The sequence below is a fragment of the Aliiroseovarius sp. F20344 genome, from assembly GCF_023016155.1.
Taxonomy (GTDB): domain Bacteria; phylum Pseudomonadota; class Alphaproteobacteria; order Rhodobacterales; family Rhodobacteraceae; genus Aliiroseovarius.
The window spans coordinates 1,229,012-1,253,901 of record NZ_JALKBG010000008.1 but is presented as its reverse complement, the minus strand read 5'-3'; the positions used below and the strand labels follow the sequence as shown (position 1 = coordinate 1,253,901).

Sequence of the window (24,890 nt, the reverse complement as noted above, 5' to 3'; positions counted from 1 at the left end):
GGATTGAGAGAATTGGGAAGAGGTCAGGAGATATCCTTAGAAGGTTCCTCAACCGATAGGCGCAAAATCGCGCGTGAGAGCTTGTTGTTGGTGGATCTTGGCAGGCTGTCGACGGGCGTGAACAGCCGTGGGCATTTGTAGTGTGCAAGCAGGGCATGCGCATGGCGGGTCAGTTCGCTTTCGTCAATAGGGTCAGCCGTGGGGATATAGTAGCAACCGATCACCGATGCATCGGCTTTCACGGAAACTTCAATACATCCTGCATCTTGCACGCCGGGGTGTTTGACCATTGCGGCCTCGACCTCGATCGGTGAGACGCGAAAACCGCCTGCGTTCATGATGTCGTCAGACCGGCCTTCATAAAAGATCGCGCCATCTTCGGACATGGATGCGCTGTCACCTGTTAAAAACCAGTCGCCCCGAAACTTGTCTTGGGTGGCGTCTGGGGCATTTAAGTAGCCCAGCATCAATCCGGGATCGCTTTTATGTATCGCCAGAATGCCAGCTTGGCCCAGGGGAAGGGGTGTCCCGTCTTCGGACAGAATGGCCAAATGCCGTCCCGATTGCGCAAAGCCCAGCGCGCCATTGGGTGCGGGTCGCGCAGGCGCGCCAGATACGAAGGTCGAGCATTCCGACATGCCAAAGGCCTCGTGCACGGGGGTGCCTGTCTGGTCTTCCCAATGTGCGCGCGTTACGTCGGGCAGTTTCTCCCCGGCAGACAATCCATGACGAAGGCGTGGTAGCGCGGGCAAGTTGTGCTTTAACATTTGTCTGTAAATGCCCGGCGCAGCTGCAAAAATGCTGGCTTGTGATCGTTTCAACAGTACGGCGAGTTGTTCAGGCTTGCTGCCAGCCGCCGGGATCAGAGCGGTTGCACCAACGGACCAAGGGTCCATTAATCCGGTGCCAAGCGTATAGGTCCAATTGAAGGCGCCTGCATGCATGATCAGATCATTTTGCGAGATGCCGTACCAATCGTCCCACATCATCTGACGGGCCCAAATGGCACGATGGGCGTGTTCTACGGCGCGCGGTTGCCCCGAGGTGCCTGAGGTGAAGATGATATATGCGGGTCGTTCGGGTTCCCCTTGATGGAAGCTGGCAGGAGGCAACTCAGCAAAGCTGTGAAGCGTCTTGGTATCAATCACCGGGCAGGCGCAGGTGGTAGGCAACGCGATGCCGGGATCGGCAAGGATCAAAGAGGGCGTGACAAGATCCGCCATCTTGGTGATCTCAGCCTCGGTCAGTTGCGATGAACTGGGGATCGGCACCAGACCCGCCGCGATTGCGCCCAGAAAGCCCAGCGGAAAGTCCACATTATTGCCTAAGCGCAGCAAAACGCGATCTCCGGGGGACAGGCCCTGATCCAGAAGCCCTGTTGCGACGCCCTGAACCGCGCGTTCAAGCTGGGCATAACTCCACTGTGTATCTTCAGCGCCATCGGCAGATAGGATCTCTAACGCGGGTTTGTCGCCAAGTTTGGCGGCATGGCGCAGAACGTAGTGTGCCATGTTGAACGGCACTGGCGCTGGGGGCAGAGGATTTAAGGGGCGTATTTCCGAGATCATGGTTCTGATGTGCCAAGGGATCGCACCGGATGCAAGCCGCGTGGTTGCATCACCCACAATTGTCTGTATTCAAGGGGCATGACGAAGCCTTACCAACCCAGCCTGATCAAGCTTGCGCGCGAAACCGGTGAAGATGTGCCTGATCCCAGCCCGTTGGATCTGGGGCAACGGGTGCGGGATCTGCGCAAATCGCGCGGTTGGACGTTGGAGCAGGCTGCAGGGCAGGCGGGGCTTGCCCGGTCAACCTTGTCGAAGATCGAAAACGGTCAGATGTCGCCCACCTATGAAGCGCTGAAAAAGCTTGCGGTTGGGCTTGAGATCTCGGTACCGCAGCTCTTCACCGCGCCAAAGTCCGCGCAGGTGTCAGGCCGCATGGCGATTACCAAATCGGGCGAGGGTGCAGCCCACCCGACGGCGACCTATGAGCACGAGATGCTGGCAGGCGCGCTGACCAAGAAAACCATGCTGCCCTATCGTGCCCGCGTGCGTGCGCGGTCGTTTGATGAATTTGATGGCTGGGTGCGCCATGATGGGGAAGAATTCCTCTATGTGTTGACCGGCGCTGTGCGCCTGATCACCGAATTCTATGAACCGGTTGAGATGCGTCGGGGCGACAGCGCTTACTATGACGCGTCGATGGGCCATAATCTCATCTCGATCAGCGAAGAGGATGCGCTGATCCTTTGGGTAACCTCGCTGACCTAAGCGCGAGTTACGCGGTCGGGAACCAGTGACGCGTACGGTTTGCGAAGGCAACCAGCGATAGCATTACGGGCACTTCGACCAGCACTCCGACTACAGTTGCTAGCGCAGCGCCAGAGTTCAGGCCAAACAGCGAGATCGCAACGGCCACAGCCAGCTCAAAGAAGTTTGAGGTGCCGATCATACAGGCCGGGGCTGCGATGTTATGGGGCAGCTTCATAGCCTTTGCCGCGCCGTAAGCGATGGCAAATATCCCATAGGTCTGGATCATAAGGGGCACAGCAATCAACACGATAGCAAGCGGCTGCGCCAAGATGGTTTGTGCCTGAAAGCCAAACAGCAACACCACCGTCGCCAGCAGACCCACGATGGACCATGGTTTTAGCCGGGCTAGGAAGCCCGCAAGGGCCGCGTCACCCTTTGTCGCAAGGCTGCGCCGTGTCAGGATGCCTGCGACCAATGGCAAAACCACGTAAAGCACCACGGACAGCAGCAATGTCTCCCAAGGAACCGTGACATTGGTCAGACCAAGCAGAAAGGCTGCGATTGGGGCAAAGGCGAAGATCATGATCACATCATTCACGCTGACCTGTACCAGTGTATAAGCCGGGTCGCCTTTGGTCAGTTGGCTCCAGACAAAGACCATGGCGGTACACGGCGCGACCCCCAAAAGGATCATGCCTGCGATGTATTCGCTTGCGGTTTCGGGATCGACGAGGCCAGCGAACAGAACGCGAAAGAAAAGCCACCCAAGGGCTGCCATGGTGAAGGGTTTCACAAGCCAGTTGATGACAAGTGTCAGCACCAACCCACGTGGCCGTTTGCCCACATCCTTGATCGAGGCAAAATCGACCTGCACCATCATCGGATAGATCATCACCCAGATCAGCACGGCAACCACAAGGTTGACCCGCGCGACCTCGAACCCAGCGATAATTGCGAATAGATCAGGTGCGATGTTGCCCAGCACAACGCCTGCGATGATCGATAGGGCCACCCAAAGTGACAGGTAACGTTCGAATAGACCCATGGTGACCTCCGGGCGGCAAATTGTGTTGCGCATAGCGGTAGCCGCCGCCCGATGTCAGTTCAAGCGCTAAGCGCCAGTGAGGGACGTCTTAGTCTTCCCACCACCATGTTTCGGGCTGGAACCCAAGATAGTCGCCATACATCGGAATGCGGGCAGGGAAGTGCAGTTGTTTGGCGTGGGCGATGTGGGACCTGTCGTTATATCCCAACGGAATAACCAATCGGCTTGCGGTCAATACGCGATCCAAGGCCTTTACAGCGGCGCGGAACCCATCCTGATCTTCTGCCGTCAGCATCGCGTCAATCAACCCGTCAATCGCCGGATTGGTCACACCCATCCAGTTGCGCGAGCCTTCTGTATCGGCGCTTCCTGCACCCCAATAGAGCTTTTGTTCATTGCCCGGCGACAGAGACAGCCCGCGCCAGTAATAGGCCATATCGAAGTCAAATGCGGTGGTCCGTTCTTTGTATTGCGCGCTATCGACTGAGGTGACGGTCGGCGAAATGCCCAGACGCGAAAGGGCCGCAACAAAGATATCGATTTCCTGCCGGTTCTCATCAGCACCAGTTTTCAGCAGCACCTCGAAGGTGAAGGGCTCGCCGGCGGCGTTCTTCATAACGCCGTCTTGGACCGTCCAACCGGCCTCTTCCATCAGGCCCATCGCCTTGCGGATGCCCGCGCGATTACGCTCGGACCCATCTGATGTGGGTACTGCATAACCTTCGATCGCACCTGCGGGCAGGTCACCCGCAAACTGCTCAAGAAGTGCCCGCACTTTGCCGCTGGCCTCAGTGCCGGGCTCCATACCCAGAACCGAGTTGTGGAAGAACGATTGAATGCGTTTCTTGGTGCCGCCATGAATGGTCTGGTTCACGAATTCATAGTTGAAGGCGTGGATCATTGCATCGCGCACGCGAATATCCTCAAAGACCGGACGTCGCGTGTTCATCACGTAGCCCTTGATGCCGGTGGGGCGCTGATGTGGGATGTCAGACATCACAACGTCGCCCGATTGGACGGAAGGGAAGTCGAACTGCGTTGCCCATTTATGTTCGTTTGTTTCGCGGTGGGTGTTGGCTTCTCCGGCTTTGAAAGCCTCAAAGGTCACACCGCCATCCCCGTAATAGTCAAATCGTATCTCATCCAGGTTGGCTTGTCCGCGCATGAAGGGCACATCTTTGCCCCAGTAGTCAGGATTGCGTTTCAGCGTCAGATAACGACCCGGTTCAAAATCCCCAATCACATAAGGGCCAGAGGTGATCGGCAGAACATCAACGCCGGAGGCTTCGAAATCCTTACCCTCCCACTGTGCTTTCTTCAGGATTGGGCGCATACCAAGGATCAAAGCCAGTTCGCGGTCTTCGGTGTTAAACGTGAATTTAATCGAGCGTGGCCCAGTTTTCTCCATCGAGGCAATTTTGCCCCAAGCCCCGTGGTAGCGCGGGTGACCTTTGGTGCCGAGTGTCTCGTAAGACCACATGACATCTTCCACCGTCACAGGGGCGCCATCCGAGAATTGGGCATTTTCCCGCAACGTGAATTCGACCCACGTGCGTGCGTCATCAGTTTCGACGCTTTCTGCCAGCAGACCGTAAAGCGTGAAGGGTTCGTCATAGGAACGTCCCATCAGACTTTCGGCGAGCATAAAGCGCAGCTGCCATGGAGTGCTGCCTTTGCGGATGTAGGGATGCAGGCTGTCGAATCCCCCGGCCTCGGCAAAGGTGATGCGCCCGCCTTTGGGGGCGTCAGGGTTCACATGCGGCAGTGCGGTGAAATCAGCGGGCAGGGCAGGTGTGCCATACATCGCAATGCCGTGCATGGGTTCTGCCTGTACGGCAAACGCCGAAGAAAGCGTAATCGCACCCGTTGCGATTATTCCACGAAGCTTTTGGGTTATATTTGTTCTCATGGCGCAACAATCCTTCACGTCCCTGATTTGTTTGGGAAAGACTAGAGGCGGAAATCCGTCTTTTCAAACTTTTAGCTTGGATAAAGGCGCCTAACCGCTTATAAAGAATGCACTGCTCGATAGGTTTCTTGCCTGTATGAAACCTGCCTCAATAACTTTACGCCCGCCTTGTGCGGGCGTTTTTTTTATGGCGAATCCTGTTCGGAAATCAAATCAACTCCTGTTCAGCTCGTAGTGAAGAATCGGGTGATTCCTTAACGGTTTTTCCCCCGTTGAAAGCACTGGTGCCTTGGATTCCTTGCGTTATGCTGCACTGCAACAGATTTCACTTGGTGGATAAGGAACGCAAACATGGCCATTACTACGTCGTTGGAAGGTAAAACTGCTGTCATTACGGGATCGAATTCCGGCATTGGGCTTGGGGTCGCGCGGGAACTGGCGCGGGCAGGGGCAAATGTCGTTTTGAACTCGTTCACCGATTCGCCGGAAGACCACGCCATTGCCGATGCCATCGCGCAGGAATTTGGGGTGACTGCGCGGTATGTGCAGGCCGATATGTCCAAAGCTGCGGATTGCCGCGCATTGGTTGAGAAGGCCGGGCGCTGCGATATTCTGGTGAACAACGCGGGCATTCAGTATGTGGCCCCGGTGGAAGACTTCCCGGTTGAGAAATGGGACGCCATTATCGCGATCAACATGAGCTCGGCTTTTCACACCACGGCGGCTGCCGTGCCGCAAATGCGCGCAAATGGATGGGGGCGGGTGATCAACATCGCGTCGGCGCATGGCTTGACCGCATCCCCCTATAAGTCGGCCTATGTTGCTGCCAAACACGGTGTGGTTGGATTGACCAAAACCGTCGCGCTAGAGACCGCTGAAGACCCGATCACAGTGAATGCGATCTGTCCCGGCTATGTGCTGACCCCGCTGGTGGAAAGCCAGATTCCGGATCAGATGAAAACACACGGCATGGACCGCGATCAGGTGGTTCGCGAAGTTATGTTGGCCCGCCAGCCCTCGAAAGACTTTGCAACGGTTGAGCAGATGGGCGGCACCGCGACCTTCCTATGTTCGGACGCGGCGGCACAAATCACCGGCACGACCATTTCGGTCGATGGCGGCTGGACGGCACTGTAAATCATGGCATCTCCCAAGCGGATCAATCTGGCCTTGCAAGGCGGCGGGGCCCATGGTGCCTTCACCTGGGGCGTTCTGGATTGCCTTCTGGAAGATGAAGGGATCGAGATCGCCGCGATTTCCGGCACGTCAGCAGGGGCACTGAATGGTGCCGCGTTGAAAGCCGGGCTTGTGTCAGATGGCAAGGGGCAGGATCGCGATGCGGCCCGTGCGGCCCTTGATGCGTTGTGGCACCGGCTTGCTGGTGTGAATGACCTGCGTCTGACCACTTGGTTTGCGCAGTTTGTCCCGCAAAGCGATCTGATCAGTCAAACGCTCGAAGCGACGCCCGTGTTCGCGTGGGCAGATATGGCCAGCCGTGTGGTCAGCCCCTATGCCTATGGCCCGTTTTATGCGAACCCGCTCAAACCGGTGGTTGAGGTGTTCAACTACGATCAGGTCTGCGCCAAAACCGGCCCGCGGCTTTTTGTGTCAGCAACCAACGTTCGAACGGGCAAAATTCGGGTGTTTCAGGGCGACGAGATTTCGACCGAAGCGATTTTGGCATCCGCATGCCTGCCAACCTTGTTTCAAGCCGTGGAACTGGAAGACCCCAAGACCGGTCAGGTAGAGGCCTTCTGGGATGGGGGCTACACTGGAAACCCAGCTCTGTTCCCGCTGTTCGATCGCGCGCTTCCTGCAGACTTGGTTGTGGTGAATATCAACCCGTTGTTCCGACCGGATGTGCCAACCACGGGGCAGGACATTCAGAACCGCATCAACGAGATCAGCTTTAACTCGTCGCTCCTGCGCGAGTTGCGTGCGATCCGATTTGTGAAACGTCTGATTTCGGAAGGGCAGATGTCGTCTGATCAGATGCGGGATATCTTGGTTCACATGATCTCGGATGACGCGCTTATGCGGGATCTGTCGATTGCGACCAAGCTGATCCCGACGGCTGTGATGTTGTCCCGTTTGAAAGAGGCGGGAAGGGCCGCCGCAAAGACGTTTTTGTCCGCGCACCGGGATGATCTGAACACAAACAGCACGGTTGATCTGGAAGAGATGTTCAGCTGACAGGGCTAGTGTAGCGTGCCGTTCACCATGCCAAGCAAAAGCTTTGCGGCAATGGCCCACATAACCACGCCGATGATCACATCAAGAACCCGCCAAGAGGCGGGTTTTTGCATGATAGGTGCCAAGAAACGTGCGCCATAGCCCAGCGAGAAAAAGAAAACGAAGCTGGAAATTACGGCACCGGCACCGAAGATGATGCGCGCGTCCCAATCGGCATACGACGTCGAGATCGCCCCGATCAATCCCAGCGTATCCAGATAGACATGCGGGTTCGCCCAAGTGAAAGCCGCGGCAATCGCCAAGGTCGCCCAAAGCCCGCGTGACTGGCCTGCGATCTCCATCGCGTAGTCGCCTTTCCATGCGGCCAGAAAGCGCATCAACCCGTAGACAATTAGGAAGGCGGCGCCAGCAAGGGCCATGACAAGCGGAAGGGAGGGCAGCGCCTCGACCAGGACGCCGAAACCTGCAACGCCTGCAGCGATCAAAAGCGCGTCAGAGGCTGCGCAAAACAGGCACAGCCAGAAGACGTGTTGCTTCATCAAACCTTGACGCAACACAAATGCGTTCTGTGCTCCGATCGCCAAGATCAGCGAAAAGCCAGTGGCAAACCCGGTTAAACCTGGCGCAAAGCTCATGCGTTTTCTTCGCCTTCAACAGGTTCAGAAGGATCCTTGGAGTTCGGATAAACCAGCCCAGCTGAGATCACCAGTTTGGCGGCATCTTCGACCGTCATGTCCAACTCGACCACGGAATGGCGCGGAACGAACAGCAAAAAGCCAGAAGTCGGATTCGGCGTCGTTGGCAGAAAGACCGAGATGATATCCTCGTTCACCGGAATACGCGCATCCACTTCACCCTTCGCTTTGGTTGAAATGAACGCAATCGCCCAGATGCCTTTGCGTGGGTATTCAACAAGGCAGGCTTTGTCGAACTTGGTATCTGTGGATTGGCTGAACACGGTTTCCGCGATTTGTTTCAATCCGTTGTAAAGCGACCGTACGACCGGCATGCGATCGACCACCCGTTCCCCCCAAGCCAGGAAAGAACGTCCGATCAAACCTTTCGTGATCCAGCCCACAAGCACGGTAAAGATCAGGAACACCACAACGCCAAGACCGCGTACATTCACGCGCACGTCTTCGCCAAACAGCATCTTGAACCATTCGCTGTCACCAAACAGCCAATCGATCAGCGCATCAGGATGATAAGAGGCAGGTACAAAGGGTAGAACCCAGCTATCGATCCAGCCAACGAAGGTCCAGATCATCCACATGGTAATGGCAATGGGAACCACGACCACGAGGCCCGCAAGGAAGTTGTTGCGCAGACCGGTAAAGGGGCGCCACTTGCGCCTGTGGTGGTCGTCTTCTTCGTTCATGTAGGAGGGTTCCCATTTCTTCTCGCGTAAAACTTATGTGCTTGGGGCCGGATCGGCAATAGCACGTGTTATCTATTTGTATCCTTCGGTCCGATCGGGTCGCGGAATTTCAAGGACTTGCACATGATCTGGTCGGGTAGGGGGTGGACGTCGTATCGTGGATGCGCCTATCTCTTTTAGAAGTGATCAATCCAATAGGTGCCAACCCAAGATGAGCAAGCTTAGCCAGATTGCCGTTTCCGAACTGACCGTTGAGCAAGCACAAGAAGAGCTTGCGCGGCTTGCAGAGCTGCTTGGGCGCGCAAATTTGGCCTATCACGGCAAAGACGCGCCCGAGATTTCGGACGCAGACTATGATGCCGCCAAACGCCGCAATGCCGAAATTGAAGAACGGTTCCCGCATCTGAAACACGCCGACAGTGCCTCGGATCAGGTGGGGGCCGCGCCGTCAGACGGGTTTGGGAAGATTGCGCATGAAGTGCGAATGCTGTCGCTGGGCAATGCGTTCAGTGACGAAGATGTCGAGGAGTTTGAGGCCCGCATTCGATCTTTCCTTGGTCTGGCCGCTGACGCTCCGCTTGCGTTTACAGCAGAGCCGAAGATCGACGGGTTGTCGCTGTCGATCCGGTATGAAAACGGGAAACTGGCGCATGCTGTCACGCGGGGTGACGGTTCCGTGGGTGAGAATGTCACGGAAAATGCTTTAACAATCAAAGATATACCGCAGGTTCTTGACGAGGCTCCCGATGTGTTTGAGGTGCGCGGCGAGGTCTACATGTCGCATGACGACTTTGCCGATTTGAATGCGCGATACACGGCGCGAGGCGGCAAAACCTTCGCCAACCCTCGGAATGCGGCGGCTGGGTCTTTGCGCCAGTTGGATGCCTCGATCACTGCGGATCGCCCACTACGGTTCTTCGCATATGCGTGGGGGGCCTTGTCCGCGCCGCTGGCAGAGACGCAAATGGGGGCTGTGGCCCGATTGGAGGAACTTGGGTTCCAGACCAATCCCCTGACCAAACGTTTCACCGATCGTGCCGCGCTGTTGGCGCATTACCGACAGATCGAAGCGCAGCGCGCCACGCTGGGCTATGATATCGACGGGGTAGTCTACAAAGTGGATGACCTGTCTTTGCAGGCGCGTCTGGGGTTCCGCTCCACCACGCCGCGATGGGCCATTGCGCATAAGTTCCCCGCCGAAAAAGCGTGGACCCGGCTGGAAGCCATCGACATTCAGGTTGGGCGCACTGGCGCGTTGTCCCCGGTTGCCCGGTTGCATCCGGTGACCGTAGGCGGGGTGGTGGTGTCCAACGCCACGCTTCACAACGAAGACTACATTGCAGGTCGCGACAACACGGGCGCCCAGATCCGCGACGGCAAAGATATCCGTGTGGGCGACTGGGTCGAGGTTTATCGCGCCGGGGATGTGATCCCAAAGATTTCAGACGTGGATTTGTCCAAGCGGCCAGCCGAGGCGCTGCCCTATGAATTTCCGCAGACCTGCCCGGAATGCGGGTCAGATGCGATCCGGGATGAAGGGGACGCGGTGCGCCGTTGCACCGGCGGCATCATTTGCCCCGCGCAGGCGGTTGAGAAACTGAAGCACTTTGTCTCGCGCGGTGCGTTCGACATTGATGGGCTGGGTGCAAAACAGGTCGAGATGTTCTATCACGACGAAGGCCTGCCGATCCGTGAACCCGCCGATATCTTCACGCTGAAAACCCGCGATGCGGGGCAGTTGGCACGATTGAAGAACCGAGATGGCTGGGGCGACAAAAGCGCTGAGAAGCTTTTTGATGCGATTGAAGAACGGCGCGTAATCCCTTTGAATAAAGTGATATTTGCGCTTGGCATTCGTCACGTTGGCGAAAGTGCAGGTAATCTGTTGGCGCGCCATTATGGCACGTGGGAGGCGTTCGAGACCGCTGTGACTGCGGCCAAACCCGATACGCCCGAATGGGACGATCTGGTCTCGATCGACGGTGTCGGGACGGTGATGGCGGGTTCGCTGGTCGCGGCTTTCGCGCAAGAGCGTGAACGCGCCTCGATTGATCGTTTGGTGGCAGAGTTGGATGTACAACCCGTCGAAGCCCCGAAATCCGATGGCAGCCCAGTTGCGGGCAAGGTCGTTGTGTTCACCGGTTCGCTTGAAAAGATGACCCGGGCCGAGGCCAAGGCGCGGGCCGAGGCGCTTGGAGCCAAGGTCTCGGGCTCGGTATCTGGCAAGACGGACCTTCTGGTGGCCGGGCCGGGGGCTGGATCCAAGGCCAAAAAGGCAGCTGATCTTGGGGTTGAAACCATCGATGAAGATGGCTGGCTTGAGCTGATTGGGGATGCGTAATGTCGACCCGGCCTGAAATACTGTTTCCTTTGTTTGCCGAGCTTGAAACGCTTGGCGGCATTGGGCCGAAAACAGCTAAGGCCTTGGAAGGCTTGGGTATTACCTTGCCGCGTGACCTTCTGTTCTGGTTGCCGCATGCCGGGATTGACCGCAAGTTTCGCGCCTCGGTCACCGAAGTGCAGCCGGGTGACATGGCGACCGTCGAGGTTGAGGTGAACGCTCATCGCCCGGGCAGATCACGCAACGCACCCTACAGGGTCGAGGTCAGCGATCCTCTGACCACGTTCGAGCTTGTGTTTTTCCACGCCAATGCGCGCTGGTTGGAGCAACAGCTGCCCGAAGGGGCAAAGCGGGTGATCTCGGGCAAGGTCGAACACTTCGACGGGAATGCGCAGATCGTGCATCCAGATTTTATCCTTCCCCCAGCCGAGGCTGCACAGATCCCGGATTTCGAACCTGTCTATCGACTGACGGCGGGCGTCACCGGGAAGACCCTTATGAAAGGTGTTGGGGATGTTCTAAGCCGTTTGCCGATCTTGCAAGATTGGATCGATCCAGCGTTGAAAGAGAGGGAGCATTGGCCCGATTGGAATGTGGCATTGATGCAGGCCCACACGCCTGAAGGGCCGGATGATCTATCGCCTCAAACCGTCTCGCGCCGCCGTTTGGCCTATGACGAGTTTTTCGCCCACCAACTGACGCTCGCCTTGGCGCGGGCCACGGTTCGGCGCGGCAAAGGGCGGGTCAGCATTGGAACAGGCACGTTGCGTGACAAGGTGTTGGCGGCCTTGCCCTATAAGCCAACAGGGGCGCAATCGCGCGCTGTCGAGGAAATCGCCGCCGATATGGCCGCGGGCACCCGGATGAACCGCTTGCTGCAAGGCGATGTGGGGGCCGGTAAGACACTGGTTGCGCTGCTGTCGCTGTTGATCGCGGTTGAAGCGGGCGGGCAGGGCGTGATGATGGCGCCGACCGAAATTCTGGCCCGTCAGCATCTTGAAGGGTTGCGTCCCTTGGCGGATGAGGCGGGAGTTGTCGTAGAAATCCTGACCGGTCGTGACAAAGGTGCAGAGCGTCGTCGCAAGCTTGAGGCCCTGAAAGATGGCAACATTCACATTCTTGTTGGAACCCATGCGGTGTTCCAGAAAGATGTGGAGTTTCAAGACCTTCGTTTGGCCGTAGTGGACGAACAGCACCGCTTTGGCGTGTCGCAGCGGATGGAACTGGGGGCGAAAGGGCAAGCGTCTGACGTGCTTGTCATGACTGCCACCCCGATCCCGCGCAGTCTGGCTTTGGCGCAGTATGGCGACATGGATGTCTCGGTTCTGGATGAAAAACCACCGGGGCGAAAGCCGATTAAAACCGTGCTGATCAACACCGGGCGATTGGATGAAGTGGTGGACCGTTTGCGAAATGCGATCGCTGATGGGGCGCAATGTTATTGGGTCTGCCCGCTGGTTGAAGAAAGCGAGGTCATGGACATGACCGCCGCCGAAGAACGGTTCAAGCACTTGCGCGCTGAACTAGGCGAAGGTGTCGTCGGTTTGGTGCATGGCCAGATGCCCGTGTCCGAAAAAGACGCGGCCATGGCGGATTTTGTGGCAGGCAAAACGAAACTTCTGGTCGCGACGACTGTGATTGAAGTGGGGGTGGATGTGCCCAATGCCTCGATCATGGTGATTGAACGGGCCGAGCATTTCGGGCTGGCACAGTTGCACCAGTTGCGCGGACGTGTTGGGCGCGGGCAGGCGGCCTCGACCTGTTTGTTGATGTATCAATCCCCGTTGACCGAAGGCGGAGAAAAGCGTCTGTCGGTAATGCGTGACACCGAAGATGGGTTTGTCATTTCAGAGGCCGATTTGGAAATGCGTGGCGCAGGGGATGTGCTGGGCACGGCGCAATCAGGTCTTCCCCGATTCTGGGTTGCGGATCTGGAACATCAGGCGGGATTGATGGCTGTGGCCCAAAAAGATGCGCGCCTGTTGCTGCAACAAGACCCGGATCTGAGCACGGCGCGCGGGCACGCCGCACGTGTTCTTCTTTGGCTCATGCGACAGGACGAAGCGATCCGTTTGATTTCAGTGGGTTAGCGCTTTTGTTCTCAAAAGTTCACAAATGTTCTTAAAAAGTTCTTTACAAACCGTTCCGTGATATGCGAACAAAATAGCAACACGGATGCAGCGACACACGTTGCCCAAAAGACTGAGAGCAGGAGAACCCCATGTTGAACGATGTGAAAATCGCACTGTCCCGATCCACGACTACTATTGTGTCGGATACGCTTGGGGCGATCTCATTGCTTGTGCTTCTTCTGGGCGCTTTGCATCTGCCGGGGATGGTTTAACCCGGAATTCAGTTTCTGCCTGCGGATGGTCTGATCCCGCATCATGTCCCAGAAGCGTTTCTGTCCCGAAACCTTCACGATGCTTTCGACGGTGTACCGCCCGTCACCTGCCTGTCGGTTTTTTAGCCTCTTACCGACGCTTAATTGGATGACCAGTGCCGCGTCACTTCCGCCGCCTCCCTGCCAGGAGCGCGGCGGTTTTTTTGTGCGGGGGTTATGCGTTGGCTTTTGCCGCGTCGATCGCCTCGAGCGTGGCATCAAAGGCAAGAAGGATCGAAGCGTGTCGGTTTTTAAACTCCCGCGCGGGCTGAAGCACTTCATAGCCTTCAAATGGGGCTGAAGGTACGGGGCCATTTTCTTTCAACATGGCTGAAAGCTGGTCGCGACCGCGCTGCAAAGTGTTTTGATCCAACCCAACCACAACCTTGCCCAAGATCGACGCCGATGCTTGGCCCAAAGCGCAGGCTTTCACATTTTGCGAGAATGCAGACACGTGATCGTCATCTACGCACAGCTCAACCGCCACCATGGAGCCGCAAAGAGGCGAGCGGGATTTTGCCTGACCTTGGGGGGCCTCCAAAGCCGTCTGATGCGGAATAGACGCGGCCAAAGCCAGAATTTGCTTGGAATACAGCTGGATCAGGTCATTGTCGCTCATTGCGGGGCCTTTCGTCGGGCGGATATCCGATCTACATAGAAGCGCGCCATCGGAAAGAAAAGGACGGGCTATGAAATTTGATGCGAGCCAGCTGAAGTTTGATGACAAGGGTCTGATCCCCGCCATCGCGCAAGATGACGAGACCGGCGAGGTTTTGATGATGGCTTGGATGAACCAAGAGGCCGTGGAGAAGACGTTGGAAACCGGTCGCGTGACCTATTGGTCGCGCTCGCGCCAGTCTTTCTGGATTAAAGGAGAGACCTCGGGTCACGTTCAGGAACTGGTAGATTTCCGGTTTGATTGCGACCGCGATTGCCTGCTGGTCCGTATCCGTCAAACTGGCGCAGCCTGTCACACCAACCGCCGCTCGTGTTTTTATATGGCCGTGCGTGACGGGGAAGAAGTTGAGCTGATGAAGCCGATGGCGTAAGCGCCCCGGGGGTTTTGCCCCCCGGACCCCGAATGATATCTACGACACGAAAAAGAGTTAAAGCCCAACCATCTTTCGGATGTCTTCCGGTGTTGTGCCCTCGGCACGATAGGTAGAAATCGCGCGCGCATCGTCCCGTTTGGCAAGGCGATTGCCGCTTTCGTCCCGGATCAAGCGGTGGTGGTGGTAGATGGGTGTGGGGAGGCCGAGCAGCGCCTGAAGCAGGGTTTGCAGATATGTGATCTGATACAAATCTTCCCCTCGAACGACATGTGTCATTCCCTGTGCTGCGTCATCAATGACCGCCGCCAACACGTAGGAGACGGTTTCAATCTCTTTTCGTCCTAGAACGGCATCTCCGATTTCATTGATCAGCCGTTGTGGATCGAGCAGATGGCACCCTTTGTAGGCGTCCCCGGTTTCTTCGAACGAAACAGCGCCGACTTGTTTTACAGCCTCTTCCATGTTGAGACGAAGCGCGTCACCGGTTTCGCGATCCGACATTGGACGATGTCGGCAGGTTCCGGGATAGGTTTGCGGCGATGCTACGCCTTCTTGAGGGGCCGACAAAGCGGCGCGGATGTCGCTGCGTGAGCAGGAGCAGGGGTAAATCAGCCCGCGATCTGCGAGCGACATAAGGTGGGTCTGATAATCTGACAGGTGCTCGGATTGGCGCAAGACTGGTGTTTCCCAGGTAAGGCCAAGCCAATGCATATCCTCATAGATCAGTGCCTCCCATTCCGGGCGGCAGCGATCGATATCAGTATCTTCGATCCGAAGCAGAAACTTACCGCCGGCTGCGTGTGCCATATCATGCGCCAGAAGCGCAGAATACGCATGCCCAAGATGCAGGGGGCCAGTGGGGCTGGGCGCAAATCTGGTGATAAAATCCGTCATGTACGCCCAGTCTTTATCAGAAGTTGCTCAGCCAGTCAGACCATTCGGCCTTGGCACGATCTGTATAGGCTTTGTAGCGATCCTTGCGGCCGCGACGTCCGCCTTTCAACCCGTCCACGGGTTGGAAGAGGCCGAAGTTTACATTCATCGGCTGAAAGGTCTTGGCGTCCGCGCCTCCGGTGATGTGGTGGATCAGCGCGCCCATGGCCGTGTCTTGCGGCACAGTGGGGACGTCATGGCCCAGGATTTCGGCCGCTGCAAGGCGACCGGCCAGCAAACCCATGGCGGCACTTTCCACATAGCCTTCTACACCTGTCACCTGACCTGCGAAGCGCAGGTTGGGGCGGGTTTTCAGCCGCATCTGATTGTCCAGCAACGTGGGGGAGTTCATGAATGTGTTGCGGTGGATGCCACCCAGACGCGCGAAGGAGGCGTTTTCCAGACCAGGAATGGTCTTAAACACCTCAGACTGCGCACCGTATTTCATCTTGGTTTGGAAGCCGACGATGTTGAACAATGTCCCAAGCGCATTGTCGCGCCGCAACTGAACAACCGCATAGGGTTTGTCATCTGGTTTATGGGCATTCGTCAGTCCAACGGGTTTCATTGGACCAAAGCGCAATGTCTCGCGGCCACGCTCGGCCATCACCTCGATTGGCAGGCAGCCGTCGAAATAGGTGGCAGTTTCGCCCTCGTGGAACTCGGTCTTATCCGCGGCCAAAAGGGCATCAATGAATGCCTCATACTGGTCCTTGGTCATTGGGCAGTTCAAATAGGCTTTCTGTTCTTCCTCGGTCTCGCCTTTGTCGTAACGCGATTGCGCCCAGACCACGTCCATGTCGATGCTGTCGGCATAGACAATGGGGGCGATGGCATCAAAGAAAGCCAGCCGTTCTGCGCCGGTCTCATTGGCAATCGCTTCACCAAGTGCTGGCGAGGTAAGGGGCCCTGTTGCGAAGATCCAGTTGCCGTCTGTTGGCAGCTCGGTGACCTCACCGTATTCCACGCTGACATTTGGAAGTGCGCGCAGTTTGGCTGTGACGTGTTGGGCGAAGGCCTCGCGATCGACAGCAAGCGCGCCACCAGCGGGCAGGCGGTGATTGTCCGCGCTGGACATGATCAAACCGTCGGCTTGGCGCATCTCCCAATGCAGAAGGCCCACAGCGTTTTGTTCGTCGTCATCAGATCGGAATGAGTTCGAGCAGACCATCTCGGCGAAATCACCGGATTGGTGGGCGAAGGTTTCGACCTTGGGGCGCATTTCATGCAGCACAACATCGACGCCCATATGCGCCGCTTGCCATGCTGCTTCGGAACCGGCCATGCCGCCTCCGACAATATGGATTGTCTTATCTGTCATGACCCGCAGATAGGGCATCACCTAAGAAATGAAAAGCCCGCCATGGGGATGGCGGGCTTTTCCGGGTGAGGGGATATCACCCGTGCCCCGGTAATCGGGGACGTCCCTTCTGACAATTGGGGTGGGGTGGGTCAGAAAGGAAAGAGTATTCAGTTTTGACGATCTTGTAGAACCGGATGGATGACGTCCATCGTCATCTTTCGACTAGGCAATGATCTGCCACCTTTCCTAAACGCGCTATAGTTGAGAAGCTATATGGTCAAATGCGGCAAAATTAAGGAAGCAAACGATATATTGCAGATTGCATCCTAAATATGCCGATGCGCTGCGCATCTAGCTTTGCTCAAAACCCAAAGACTAACTGTTTAAAGGCTGCATCAAATCCCACGGATTTCCGTGCAAGTCTTCAAACACGACCACTTTACCATAGGGTTCATTTCTGGGCTCTTCGCGAAATGAAACACCAAATTTGCGCATCTGTGCGTAGGTCTGATCAAAATCATCCGTAAACAGGAAGTGGCCAACACGGCCCCCGGCCTGACGACCAATCGCTTTAACCTGTTCACCGATGGCGCGGGCAATCAGAAAAGCCGTGTCAGCGTCCTTGGTCGGGGCCATGCGCACCCAGCGTTTGCCGCCGCCCATGTCTGTGTCTTCCAGCAGAACGAACCCAAGCGCATCCCGAAACCAGGCAATGGCTTTGTCGTAGTCGTCTGTTAGGAAGGTAACCAATGCCAGACGGTTCATCATACCCTCCTAATTCAGGCAAAGTGTTCTTGTCTGCCAAAGTCACTTAGAGGGGCAGGTGACGCGTGACCCAATCGCTGGGTCACGCATCAGATATTATTCTTCGTCGCCGGATGCCTCGGCATCGTCATCTTCAGACTGCTCAACAATCCGCGCGACCGAGACGACTTCTTCGCCTTTGCCGGTGTTGAAGACCTTAACGCCTCCAGCGCCACGTGACCGGAAGCTGATCCCGTCAACGGGGCAGCGGATCGATTGGCCTTTGGACGTGGCCAGCATGATTTGATCCTCGATCTCAATCGGGAAACAGGCAACAATCTCGCCGCCTTTCATGGCAGCAACACCCTGACCACCACGGCCGCTGACGCGGTAATCGTGGCTGGATGTCAGGTTTCCAGTGCCGCCTTTGTTGATTGTGACCAGGAGGTCATTGGCGGCCAGCATTTCCTGATAGCGGTCTTCGGACAGATCGCCCGCGATGTCCTCGCTGCTGTCATCGTCCGAGTCACTGCCAAGTTCGGTGCGGAAACGCTTGATGAATGCGGTGCGTTCATCCGGTGTGGCTTCGAAATGGCGGATGACTGAGGCCGAGACGACCTCGTCCCCTTTATTCACCAGCTTGATGCCACGCACACCTGTCGAGGCGCGCGAGTTAAACACACGTGCATCCGTCACAGGGAAGCGAATGGCGCGACCGCCCGAGGTGACAAGCATCACATCGTCGTTCTCATCACAGATGCGGGCGTTGATCAGGCGGGTGCCTTCGTCGTCGCCCTCGAACTTCATGGCAATTTTGCCGTTGGCTTTCACATTGGTGAAATCTGACAGTCGGTTGCGACGGACCGAGCCTTTGGACGTCGCAAAGACGATCTGCAGGTCATCCCATTCATCTTCGTCCCGGTCGACGGGCAGGATGGCCGCAATTGAAACACCGGTTGGGATGGGCAGGATGTTAACCAAAGGCTTGCCTTTGGCGGTCCGACCACCTTGGGGCAGGCGCCAGGTCTTCAGCTTATAAGCCATACCGTCATCGGTGAAGAACAGAAGCTGAGTATGCGTGTTGGCCACGAAAAGCGTGGTGATCACGTCTTCGTCTTTGGTCTGCATGCCAGATAAGCCTTTGCCGCCACGTTTTTGCGCGCGGAAATCGGCCAGAGGCGTGCGTTTTGCCCAACCAGTCGAGGTAATGGTGACAACCATATCCTCGCGTTCGATCAGGTCTTCATCATCCATATCGCCAGACCAATCGACGATCTGTGTGCGGCGGGGAACGGCGAAGGCTTCCCTTACTTCAAGAAGTTCGTCCGAGATGATCGACATGATCCGTTCACGGGACCGCAGGATGTCCAGATAGTCGCGAATCTTGGCAGCCAGCTCTTGCAGCTCGTCCGTGACTTCTTTCACACCCATGGCAGTCAGACGTTGCAAGCGCAGCTCAAGAATGGCGCGGGCTTGTGTCTCGGACAGGTTATAGGTCCCGTCTTCGTTCATTTTGTGGGTCGGATCGTCGATCAGCTGGATATATTCCGCGATATCCGCGGCGGGCCAGCGACGCGACATCAGCTTGGCGCGCGCATCTGCGGGGTCTTGCGAGGAGCGGATGGTCGCAACGACCTCGTCCACGTTTGACACAGCAACGGCCAAACCACACAGGATGTGGCTGCGTTCGCGGGCTTTGCGCAACTCATAGGCCGTGCGGCGTGTCACAACTTCCTCGCGGAAGGTGATGAAATGGCTTAGGAAATCGCGAAGCGTCAGTTGTTCAGGACGCCCGCCATTCAGGGCCAGCATGTTGCAGCCAAATGATGTCTGCATCTGCGTGTGGCGGAACAGTTGGTTCAAAACGACTTCGGGTGTCGCATCGCGCTTCAGTTCGACAACCACGCGGACACCGATCCGGTCACTTTCATCCTGAACGGCAGAAATGCCTTCAAGCTTCTTATCACGCACGCCTTCGGCAATACGTTCGACCAGCGTGGCTTTGTTAACCTGATAGGGGATCTCGTCCAAAACAATCGCATAGCGGTCTTTGCGGATCTCTTCGATCCGGGTCTTGGCGCGCATGATGACGCTGCCACGGCCTTCTAAATAGGCTTTTTGCGCACCGGAACGGCCCAACATGATGCCGCCGGTCGGGAAATCGGGGCCGGGCACGTAGTCCATCAAGCCCTCAGAAGACAGGTCTGGGTCTTCGATCAAAGCCAGCGTGGCGTCGATCACTTCGCCCAGATTGTGCGGTGGGATGTTGGTGGCCATACCCACGGCAATACCTCCAGCGCCATTAACCAACATGTTCGGGAAACGGGCAGGCAGGACGGTCGGCTCAAGATCCTTGCCGTCATAGTTGTCCTGGAAATTGACGGTGTCTTTTTCAATATCCGCCAGCAGCGAGGCCGCAGGCTTGTCCATCCGCACTTCGGTGTACCGCATGGCCGCCGGATTATCCCCGTCCATCGAACCAAAGTTACCTTGGCCGTCCAAAAGCGGCAGAGACATCGAAAAGGGCTGCGCCATACGCACAAGCGCGTCATAGATCGCACTGTCCCCATGTGGGTGATATTTACCCATCGTGTCGCCCACCGGACGCGCCGATTTGCGATACGGCTTGTCGTGGCTGTTTCCGGTTTCATACATCGCATAGAGGATGCGACGGTGGACAGGTTTCAAACCGTCACGAAGATCAGGAATCGCCCGGCTCACGATCACGCTCATCGCGTAGTCGAGATATGAGCTTTTCATTTCCTCTTCGATGGAAATCTGAGGGCCGTCATAGACTGGGCGCTCGGGCATTTCGTCCATGTTTTCCGGGGTATCAGGGGTATCTGTCACGTTGTCCGCCGTTTTTGTGCGTTTCACACTATATATAGGTCTCGCCACTCTAACAGAACGCCTGATATGGGGGCAACCAAAAGGGCTGGTTTGAGGAAGTTTCAGCGCATTTTTTTACACCACGTGGGTCAGATTGGCCCCTTGGCATTCTTGTTTGCCAAGGCCATTATCGCGCAAACGCGAAACGGAGAGCCACATGTCCAAGCCCCGCAGCATTTTTGAAGACGTCAGCGATGCAACGCCCGAGAAACGAGACACCCCTAAAACCGGTGTAATCGAGCGTGGATCAGGCGGAGGAGGCGCGCGTGGCGCCATTCGCCTGTGGTTGATGCTGCTCTTTGCCCTGGTGGCTGTGATGGTTGTGGTAGGTGGACTGACTCGGTTGACGGATTCGGGACTGTCGATCACTGAATGGGCCCCATTCACAGGTGCGATGCCGCCGATGGATCAGGCCGCTTGGGAAGCGGAGTTCGCGAAGTATCAGGAAATCCCTGAGTTCAAGCTTCAAAACGGTCATATGGACCTTGAGGCGTTCAAGACGATCTATTGGTGGGAATGGGGCCATCGTCAGCTCGGCCGATTCATCGGACTGGTCTGGGCAATTGGCTTCTTTGGTTTTCTGGCCGCGCGTAAGATCCCGAATGGCTGGACCGGGCGATTGTTGCTTCTGGGTGCACTTGGCGGGCTGCAAGGGGCCATCGGCTGGTGGATGGTATCCTCAGGCCTGACGGGGGATCGCGTCGACGTGGCCTCGTACCGTCTTGCTGTGCATTTGGGGTTGGCGTTTGTCATTCTGGGCATCATTGCTTGGTACATACTTCTATTGGGGCGCAAAGAAGCGGGCCTGATGGCCGCCCGTCGTCTGCGGGAGTTAAAGCTCTTTGGAATGGGCACTGGGCTGATGCATCTGGCGCTTCTGCAAATCCTTCTGGGCGCGTTGGTGGCGGGCATTGATGCAGGGCGGTCCTTTGTGGACTGGCCTTGGATGGGCGGACAGTTCTTCCCGCCAGATGCGTTTGACATCACCCCAATCTGGCGCAACCTGTTTGAGAACGCCGGGCTTGTACAGTTTATGCACCGTATGGTGGGCTATCTGCTTGTGATCTATGCGGTGGTGGTCTGGCGCGTGTCTCGTAAGTCCGGCAATCAAATGGTGCGCATGGGCTTTACGCTGGCCTGTGTCATGATTTGTGCGCAAGCGGTGCTTGGGATCACAACTGTATTGCAGGCGTCACCCTTGCACGTGGCCATCACCCATCAGATTGGCGCGATCCTGACATGGATCTTGATCATCAATGCGCGCTTCCTTTCAGGCTATCCTGCTGAGCAATCAATTCGGAGCTGACCATGACTGCATATGAAAAGCTGTTGGAATTCGCCCGCGACACGCAAGCTCTGGGTGAGGTTGCTGGCCGGCTGGGCTGGGATCAGGAAACTGTGATGCCCAATGGGGCAGGGGCGCAGCGGGCCGAGGAAATGGCCGCGATGGAGAAAGTGCTGCACGCGCGGCGCAATGATCCGGGTGTCAGCGAATGGCTTGAGGCGATTGATGAAAGCAGTTTGGACGATGTCGGGCGGGCGCAAGTGCGCGAAATCCGCCGGGCGCGTGATCGTGCGGATAAGGTTCCGGTGTCCTTGGCGGCAGAGCTTGCCCGTGTAACCTCGGCCGCGCAGGGGAAGTGGGCCGAAGCGCGGGCGGCTGATGATTTTGCGGCTTTCAAACCCGTTCTGGAAGAGGTGGTAAAGCTGCGCCGTGAGGAAGCCAGCGCTTTGGCTGGTGGCGGTGACCATTATGATGCGCTGCTGGATGATTACGAGCCAGGTATCTCTGGGAACGATATTCAAACGCTCTTTGATGCGATGCGCCCCAGATTGGTGACTTTGCGCGACAAAGCGTTGGGCGCGTCAAATCAGCCCGAGATCCTGGTGGGAAATTGGGCTGAAAAGAAGCAACTGAAGCTGTCGGGCAAGCTGGCAAAGACCTTTGGATATGATCTGAACCACGGGCGTATCGACAAAGCGGTGCATCCGTTTAGCTCGGGTTCTGGCTTGGACGTGCGCATCACAACGCGCACAAGCGTGGAAGACCCGTTCAATTGCTTCTATTCGACCATCCACGAGGTTGGTCATGCCTGCTATGAGCAGAATATCGATCGAGCGTATCTTCTGACGCCCATTGGGCGCGGAGCCTCGATGGGGGTGCATGAAAGCCAGTCGCGCATCTATGAGAACCAATTGGGCCGTTCGCGTGCCTTCACAGGTTGGCTGTTTGACCAAATGGAGAGACGGTTCGGCAAAACGCCAGCGTCGGATGCCGAGGCTTTCTATGGTATGGTCAACCGCCTGCAAAAAGGCTTCATCCGGACCGAAGCGGATGAGGTGCAATATAACCTGCACATCATGCTGCGCTTTGATCTGGAACGGCGGTTGATCGGGGGACAGTTGGATGTGGCTGACCTTGAAACCGCGTGGAACGAACGGTTTGCAGCAGATTTCGGCTATGACGTCGACAAGGCCTCGAACGGAGTATTGCAGGACGTGCATTGGGCAGTTGGATTGTTTGGCTATTTCCCGACGTATGCGCTTGGCAACATCTATGCTGGCTGCCTCTATGATGCGTTGCGTGGCGATCTTCCTAAGCTTGACGCACAGTTGGCAGGCGGGAATGCGACCTATGCCACCGCGTGGCTGGCTGAGAAGTTACAGAGCAACGGCAGCCTGCGCACGCCGCGCGAGACGATCGAGCATGCGACGGGACAATCGATTTCAGTCGAGCCGCTGTTGAAATACCTGGAAGCCAAATTCGAAGGCATTTACTTCGGCTGAATTTATAACCGCATGGTTTTACACAAAATAAGGCACCGATTCTCGTACCCGATCCATTTGTTTGAGAATCGGTCGAAGGTCGAGTTGCGTCAGAAATTGGCAGAAATAAGCGGAAACCTGCGCGTGAAAGCCCTCTGCATTAGGTGAAAATCCCAAAAATGATGCAGTAAGGCCCTGCCATGGTCGAGATTTGGACATTATTCACGTTCAGGTTAAGGTCACGGTTGGGGGGACAACACGGTTGTCAGTCGTGGGGCATAAATCGTTAGGGTTTATGCCTTATAATTTGCAACCGATGGAGGTTTACAGATGGCGATAGTTGCCGGTCTTAAGAAAATAAGTCTTCCCGGTCGGAATTCTATCTACGCAGTCGCGATGGCAATCGTTGCGACGATTGCGGCGCCAGTTGATGGTTTGGCAAGTGGCACAGATTTCTTGAAATCACGAGGAAACGGTGCGGCACCACCGGGTGCTAAACAGCTTTGCTCAACATATCGTTGGGCCTGCGCACGTGGTTCCTCTGCATCGTTGGTTTCTCAGGGCCAGATGCAAGTTGTTCGCGCCGTCAATACCGCCGTCAACAGATCGACGCGGTCGATTGAGGACCGGCAGCAATACGGTGAAGCAGAACGCTGGGCTATGCCAACCCGTCGCGGTGGTGATTGCGAAGATTACGCTCTGGCCAAGAAACGTGCATTGATCGGGAAAGGTATTGATCCACAAAGGCTGCTGATCGCGACAGTGCTGGATCGTAGCCGTCGGCCGCATGCGGTTCTCGTTGTACGCACAGACCAAGGTGACCTGGTACTCGACAACGTTACCAATAGCATTCGAAGCTGGCGCGAGACACGTTATGTCTTCCTGCGCATGCAAGATCCGAGAAGCCCGTCGCGCTGGATCAAAGTTCAGTCAGGCGGTTAATGCTCGGTTGACCGAGATTGAAAGCCTAATATACGGCTCCCACAATAATCTGTAGAAATGAAAAAGCGCGCCAATGGCGCGCTTTCTTTGCTTTGAACTGTGTTCGATAACTTATTCGCAGCGAACTTCGGCACGAAGGACTTTATTTGATCCATCGCCGCCACCGCCGCAGTTGGAACCGTCTCCGCCATCGTCACCGTTGCCGCCGCCATCGCCGCCGCCACCGTCACCGTTGCCGCCGCCATCGCCGCCGCCACCGTCACCGTTGCCGCCGCCATCGCCGCCGCCGTCACCATTGCCGCCGGAATCACCAGGTTCTTCCTCGTTACCACCGGTATCTGGTTTTTCCTTACCTTTCCCATCTGGCTTTGTTTTGCCATCAGGTTTTGGCTTGCGATCTGGTTCCGTTTCCGGAGTAAGGAGGTCGGAACCCTCATCTTTGTCTCTGCGCAAAACACGGTCGATTACCGTAGTGGCAGTGGGCAATGATGTCAGCGCGTCCGCGAATGCGGGACATTCTTTGTTGACGCGATCCAGAATCGTCAGAAACTCATCCTGACGCTGAATGTACCGAAGCATCTGCGTGGTTACGACTTTACACTCGCAAAGTTCCGCTGGTTCTAGCGAAAGTTTTGCGGTGCTCAAATTGCAGGATTTCCCCGCTTGTGCGGTTTGTGTGGCACCCATCCACACCGCACCGGCCATTGCAAGCGCGGCCAGCGCTGTTCTATTCGTAAGCATGTTCACCCCTTTAAAG

Annotated in this window: 21 protein-coding genes; 10 read left to right on the top strand and 11 right to left on the bottom strand. The window is 56.5% G+C overall.

The genetic code is table 11. The features are described from left to right. Positions 1–23: 23 nt before the first annotated feature. On the bottom strand, positions 24–1,625 hold the full coding sequence (locus tag MWU55_RS15120) for a class I adenylate-forming enzyme family protein (protein ID WP_348646242.1): 1,602 nt from the start codon (positions 1,623–1,625) through the stop codon (positions 24–26). A gap of 21 nt (positions 1,626–1,646) precedes the next feature. Here MWU55_RS15120 and MWU55_RS15115 point away from each other — a divergent pair, with 21 nt between their 5' ends. Beyond that, positions 1,647–2,273, top strand: a complete 627-nt coding sequence (locus MWU55_RS15115) for an XRE family transcriptional regulator (RefSeq protein ID WP_246937461.1) — start codon at positions 1,647–1,649, stop codon at positions 2,271–2,273. Positions 2,274–2,280: 7 nt separating this feature from the next. On the opposite strand, the gene arsB is transcribed toward MWU55_RS15115, so the two are convergent. Continuing rightward, positions 2,281–3,300 carry an ACR3 family arsenite efflux transporter gene (arsB, locus tag MWU55_RS15110; RefSeq protein WP_246937458.1) on the bottom strand — a complete coding sequence of 340 codons (1,020 nt, stop codon included), beginning with the start codon at positions 3,298–3,300 and terminating at the stop codon, positions 2,281–2,283. 88 nt (positions 3,301–3,388) lie between these two features. Beyond that, positions 3,389–5,209 carry an extracellular solute-binding protein gene (locus tag MWU55_RS15105; protein WP_246937456.1) on the bottom strand — a complete coding sequence of 607 codons (1,821 nt, stop codon included), beginning with the start codon at positions 5,207–5,209 and terminating at the stop codon, positions 3,389–3,391. Positions 5,210–5,560: 351 nt separating this feature from the next. Between MWU55_RS15105 and MWU55_RS15100 the strand changes: the two genes are divergently transcribed. Together MWU55_RS15100 and MWU55_RS15095 are read left to right on the top strand one after the other, a co-directional pair. Continuing rightward, entirely contained in the window at positions 5,561–6,346 is a 786-nt protein-coding gene (locus MWU55_RS15100; protein ID WP_246937454.1) for a 3-hydroxybutyrate dehydrogenase, read from the top strand. A gap of 3 nt (positions 6,347–6,349) precedes the next feature. Continuing rightward, positions 6,350–7,402, top strand: a complete 1,053-nt coding sequence (locus tag MWU55_RS15095; RefSeq protein ID WP_246937452.1) for a patatin-like phospholipase family protein — start codon at positions 6,350–6,352, stop codon at positions 7,400–7,402. Between the two features lie 5 nt (positions 7,403–7,407). On the opposite strand, the gene MWU55_RS15090 is transcribed toward MWU55_RS15095, so the two are convergent. Beyond that, positions 7,408–8,037, bottom strand: coding sequence for a LysE/ArgO family amino acid transporter (locus tag MWU55_RS15090; protein ID WP_246937450.1), 630 nt, complete (start codon positions 8,035–8,037; stop codon positions 7,408–7,410). Further along, a complete protein-coding gene (locus MWU55_RS15085) occupies positions 8,034–8,780 on the bottom strand; it encodes a DUF502 domain-containing protein (RefSeq protein ID WP_246937448.1) in 747 nt (248 codons plus the stop codon). The genes MWU55_RS15090 and MWU55_RS15085 overlap by 4 nt, the downstream gene beginning before the upstream one ends. A gap of 211 nt (positions 8,781–8,991) precedes the next feature. Here MWU55_RS15085 and ligA point away from each other — a divergent pair, with 211 nt between their 5' ends. From ligA to MWU55_RS16575, 3 genes are all read left to right on the top strand, one after another. Further along, a complete protein-coding gene (gene ligA / locus MWU55_RS15080) occupies positions 8,992–11,121 on the top strand; it encodes an NAD-dependent DNA ligase LigA (RefSeq protein WP_246937445.1) in 2,130 nt (709 codons plus the stop codon). After that, positions 11,121–13,211: an ATP-dependent DNA helicase RecG gene (gene recG / locus MWU55_RS15075; protein WP_246937443.1), complete on the top strand. Its 2,091-nt coding sequence runs from the start codon at positions 11,121–11,123 to the stop codon at positions 13,209–13,211. The genes ligA and recG overlap by 1 nt, the downstream gene beginning before the upstream one ends. Before the next feature lie 131 nt (positions 13,212–13,342). After that, entirely contained in the window at positions 13,343–13,465 is a 123-nt protein-coding gene (locus MWU55_RS16575) for a hypothetical protein (RefSeq protein ID WP_281501873.1), read from the top strand. 214 nt (positions 13,466–13,679) lie between these two features. Here MWU55_RS16575 and MWU55_RS15070 read toward each other — a convergent pair whose 3' ends face one another. Then, entirely contained in the window at positions 13,680–14,123 is a 444-nt protein-coding gene (locus MWU55_RS15070) for an iron-sulfur cluster assembly scaffold protein (RefSeq protein WP_246937442.1), read from the bottom strand. A 70-nt stretch (positions 14,124–14,193) separates the two neighbouring features. Here MWU55_RS15070 and hisI point away from each other — a divergent pair, with 70 nt between their 5' ends. Next, a complete protein-coding gene (gene hisI / locus MWU55_RS15065; protein ID WP_246937440.1) occupies positions 14,194–14,553 on the top strand; it encodes a phosphoribosyl-AMP cyclohydrolase in 360 nt (119 codons plus the stop codon). A 57-nt stretch (positions 14,554–14,610) separates the two neighbouring features. Here the strand turns inward: hisI and gluQRS are convergent, their stop codons facing one another. The 4 genes from gluQRS to gyrA form a co-directional block, all read right to left on the bottom strand. Beyond that, positions 14,611–15,450: a tRNA glutamyl-Q(34) synthetase GluQRS gene (gene gluQRS / locus MWU55_RS15060; RefSeq protein WP_246937438.1), complete on the bottom strand. Its 840-nt coding sequence runs from the start codon at positions 15,448–15,450 to the stop codon at positions 14,611–14,613. A 16-nt stretch (positions 15,451–15,466) separates the two neighbouring features. After that, the gene (gene trmFO, locus MWU55_RS15055; RefSeq protein ID WP_246937436.1) at positions 15,467–16,810 is read right to left on the bottom strand and encodes a methylenetetrahydrofolate--tRNA-(uracil(54)-C(5))-methyltransferase (FADH(2)-oxidizing) TrmFO; all 1,344 of its coding nucleotides are present in this window, start codon (positions 16,808–16,810) and stop codon (positions 15,467–15,469) included. Positions 16,811–17,167: 357 nt separating this feature from the next. Beyond that, a complete protein-coding gene (locus MWU55_RS15050; protein ID WP_348646241.1) occupies positions 17,168–17,557 on the bottom strand; it encodes a VOC family protein in 390 nt (129 codons plus the stop codon). A 96-nt stretch (positions 17,558–17,653) separates the two neighbouring features. Continuing rightward, positions 17,654–20,386, bottom strand: a complete 2,733-nt coding sequence (gene gyrA, locus MWU55_RS15045; RefSeq protein ID WP_246937947.1) for a DNA gyrase subunit A — start codon at positions 20,384–20,386, stop codon at positions 17,654–17,656. Positions 20,387–20,582: 196 nt separating this feature from the next. On the opposite strand from gyrA, the gene ctaA reads away from it, so the two are divergent. The 3 genes from ctaA (at position 20,583) to MWU55_RS15030 (ending at position 24,133) form a co-directional block, all read left to right on the top strand. Beyond that, on the top strand, positions 20,583–21,731 hold the full coding sequence (ctaA, locus tag MWU55_RS15040) for a heme A synthase (RefSeq protein ID WP_246937432.1): 1,149 nt from the start codon (positions 20,583–20,585) through the stop codon (positions 21,729–21,731). A gap of 2 nt (positions 21,732–21,733) precedes the next feature. After that, the gene (locus MWU55_RS15035) at positions 21,734–23,212 is read left to right on the top strand and encodes a carboxypeptidase M32 (protein WP_246937430.1); all 1,479 of its coding nucleotides are present in this window, start codon (positions 21,734–21,736) and stop codon (positions 23,210–23,212) included. Between the two features lie 309 nt (positions 23,213–23,521). Continuing rightward, positions 23,522–24,133 carry a transglutaminase-like cysteine peptidase gene (locus MWU55_RS15030; protein ID WP_246937428.1) on the top strand — a complete coding sequence of 204 codons (612 nt, stop codon included), beginning with the start codon at positions 23,522–23,524 and terminating at the stop codon, positions 24,131–24,133. A 111-nt stretch (positions 24,134–24,244) separates the two neighbouring features. On the opposite strand, the gene MWU55_RS15025 is transcribed toward MWU55_RS15030, so the two are convergent. Then, a complete protein-coding gene (locus tag MWU55_RS15025) occupies positions 24,245–24,874 on the bottom strand; it encodes a hypothetical protein (protein WP_246937965.1) in 630 nt (209 codons plus the stop codon). Positions 24,875–24,890 lie beyond the last annotated feature (16 nt).

What these genes read in the sequence shown, in the direction of transcription:
- ctaA (WP_246937432.1), top strand. Translation starts at nt 20,583, where the DNA reads ATGTCCAAGCCCCGCAGCATTTTTGAAGACGTCAGCGATGCAACGCCC.
- MWU55_RS15050 (WP_348646241.1), bottom strand. Translation starts at nt 17,557, where the DNA reads ATGAACCGTCTGGCATTGGTTACCTTCCTAACAGACGACTACGACAAA.
- MWU55_RS15090 (WP_246937450.1), bottom strand. Translation starts at nt 8,037, where the DNA reads ATGAGCTTTGCGCCAGGTTTAACCGGGTTTGCCACTGGCTTTTCGCTG.
- MWU55_RS16575 (WP_281501873.1), top strand. Translation starts at nt 13,343, where the DNA reads ATGTTGAACGATGTGAAAATCGCACTGTCCCGATCCACGACTACTATT.
- MWU55_RS15035 (WP_246937430.1), top strand. Translation starts at nt 21,734, where the DNA reads ATGACTGCATATGAAAAGCTGTTGGAATTCGCCCGCGACACGCAAGCT.
- MWU55_RS15105 (WP_246937456.1), bottom strand. Translation starts at nt 5,209, where the DNA reads ATGAGAACAAATATAACCCAAAAGCTTCGTGGAATAATCGCAACGGGT.
- gluQRS (WP_246937438.1), bottom strand. Translation starts at nt 15,450, where the DNA reads ATGACGGATTTTATCACCAGATTTGCGCCCAGCCCCACTGGCCCCCTG.
- MWU55_RS15115 (WP_246937461.1), top strand. Translation starts at nt 1,647, where the DNA reads ATGACGAAGCCTTACCAACCCAGCCTGATCAAGCTTGCGCGCGAAACC.
- MWU55_RS15100 (WP_246937454.1), top strand. Translation starts at nt 5,561, where the DNA reads ATGGCCATTACTACGTCGTTGGAAGGTAAAACTGCTGTCATTACGGGA.
- recG (WP_246937443.1), top strand. Translation starts at nt 11,121, where the DNA reads ATGTCGACCCGGCCTGAAATACTGTTTCCTTTGTTTGCCGAGCTTGAA.
- trmFO (WP_246937436.1), bottom strand. Translation starts at nt 16,810, where the DNA reads ATGACAGATAAGACAATCCATATTGTCGGAGGCGGCATGGCCGGTTCC.
- ligA (WP_246937445.1), top strand. Translation starts at nt 8,992, where the DNA reads ATGAGCAAGCTTAGCCAGATTGCCGTTTCCGAACTGACCGTTGAGCAA.
- MWU55_RS15030 (WP_246937428.1), top strand. Translation starts at nt 23,522, where the DNA reads ATGGCGATAGTTGCCGGTCTTAAGAAAATAAGTCTTCCCGGTCGGAAT.
- MWU55_RS15095 (WP_246937452.1), top strand. Translation starts at nt 6,350, where the DNA reads ATGGCATCTCCCAAGCGGATCAATCTGGCCTTGCAAGGCGGCGGGGCC.
- hisI (WP_246937440.1), top strand. Translation starts at nt 14,194, where the DNA reads ATGAAATTTGATGCGAGCCAGCTGAAGTTTGATGACAAGGGTCTGATC.
- MWU55_RS15025 (WP_246937965.1), bottom strand. Translation starts at nt 24,874, where the DNA reads ATGCTTACGAATAGAACAGCGCTGGCCGCGCTTGCAATGGCCGGTGCG.
- MWU55_RS15085 (WP_246937448.1), bottom strand. Translation starts at nt 8,780, where the DNA reads ATGAACGAAGAAGACGACCACCACAGGCGCAAGTGGCGCCCCTTTACC.
- arsB (WP_246937458.1), bottom strand. Translation starts at nt 3,300, where the DNA reads ATGGGTCTATTCGAACGTTACCTGTCACTTTGGGTGGCCCTATCGATC.
- MWU55_RS15070 (WP_246937442.1), bottom strand. Translation starts at nt 14,123, where the DNA reads ATGAGCGACAATGACCTGATCCAGCTGTATTCCAAGCAAATTCTGGCT.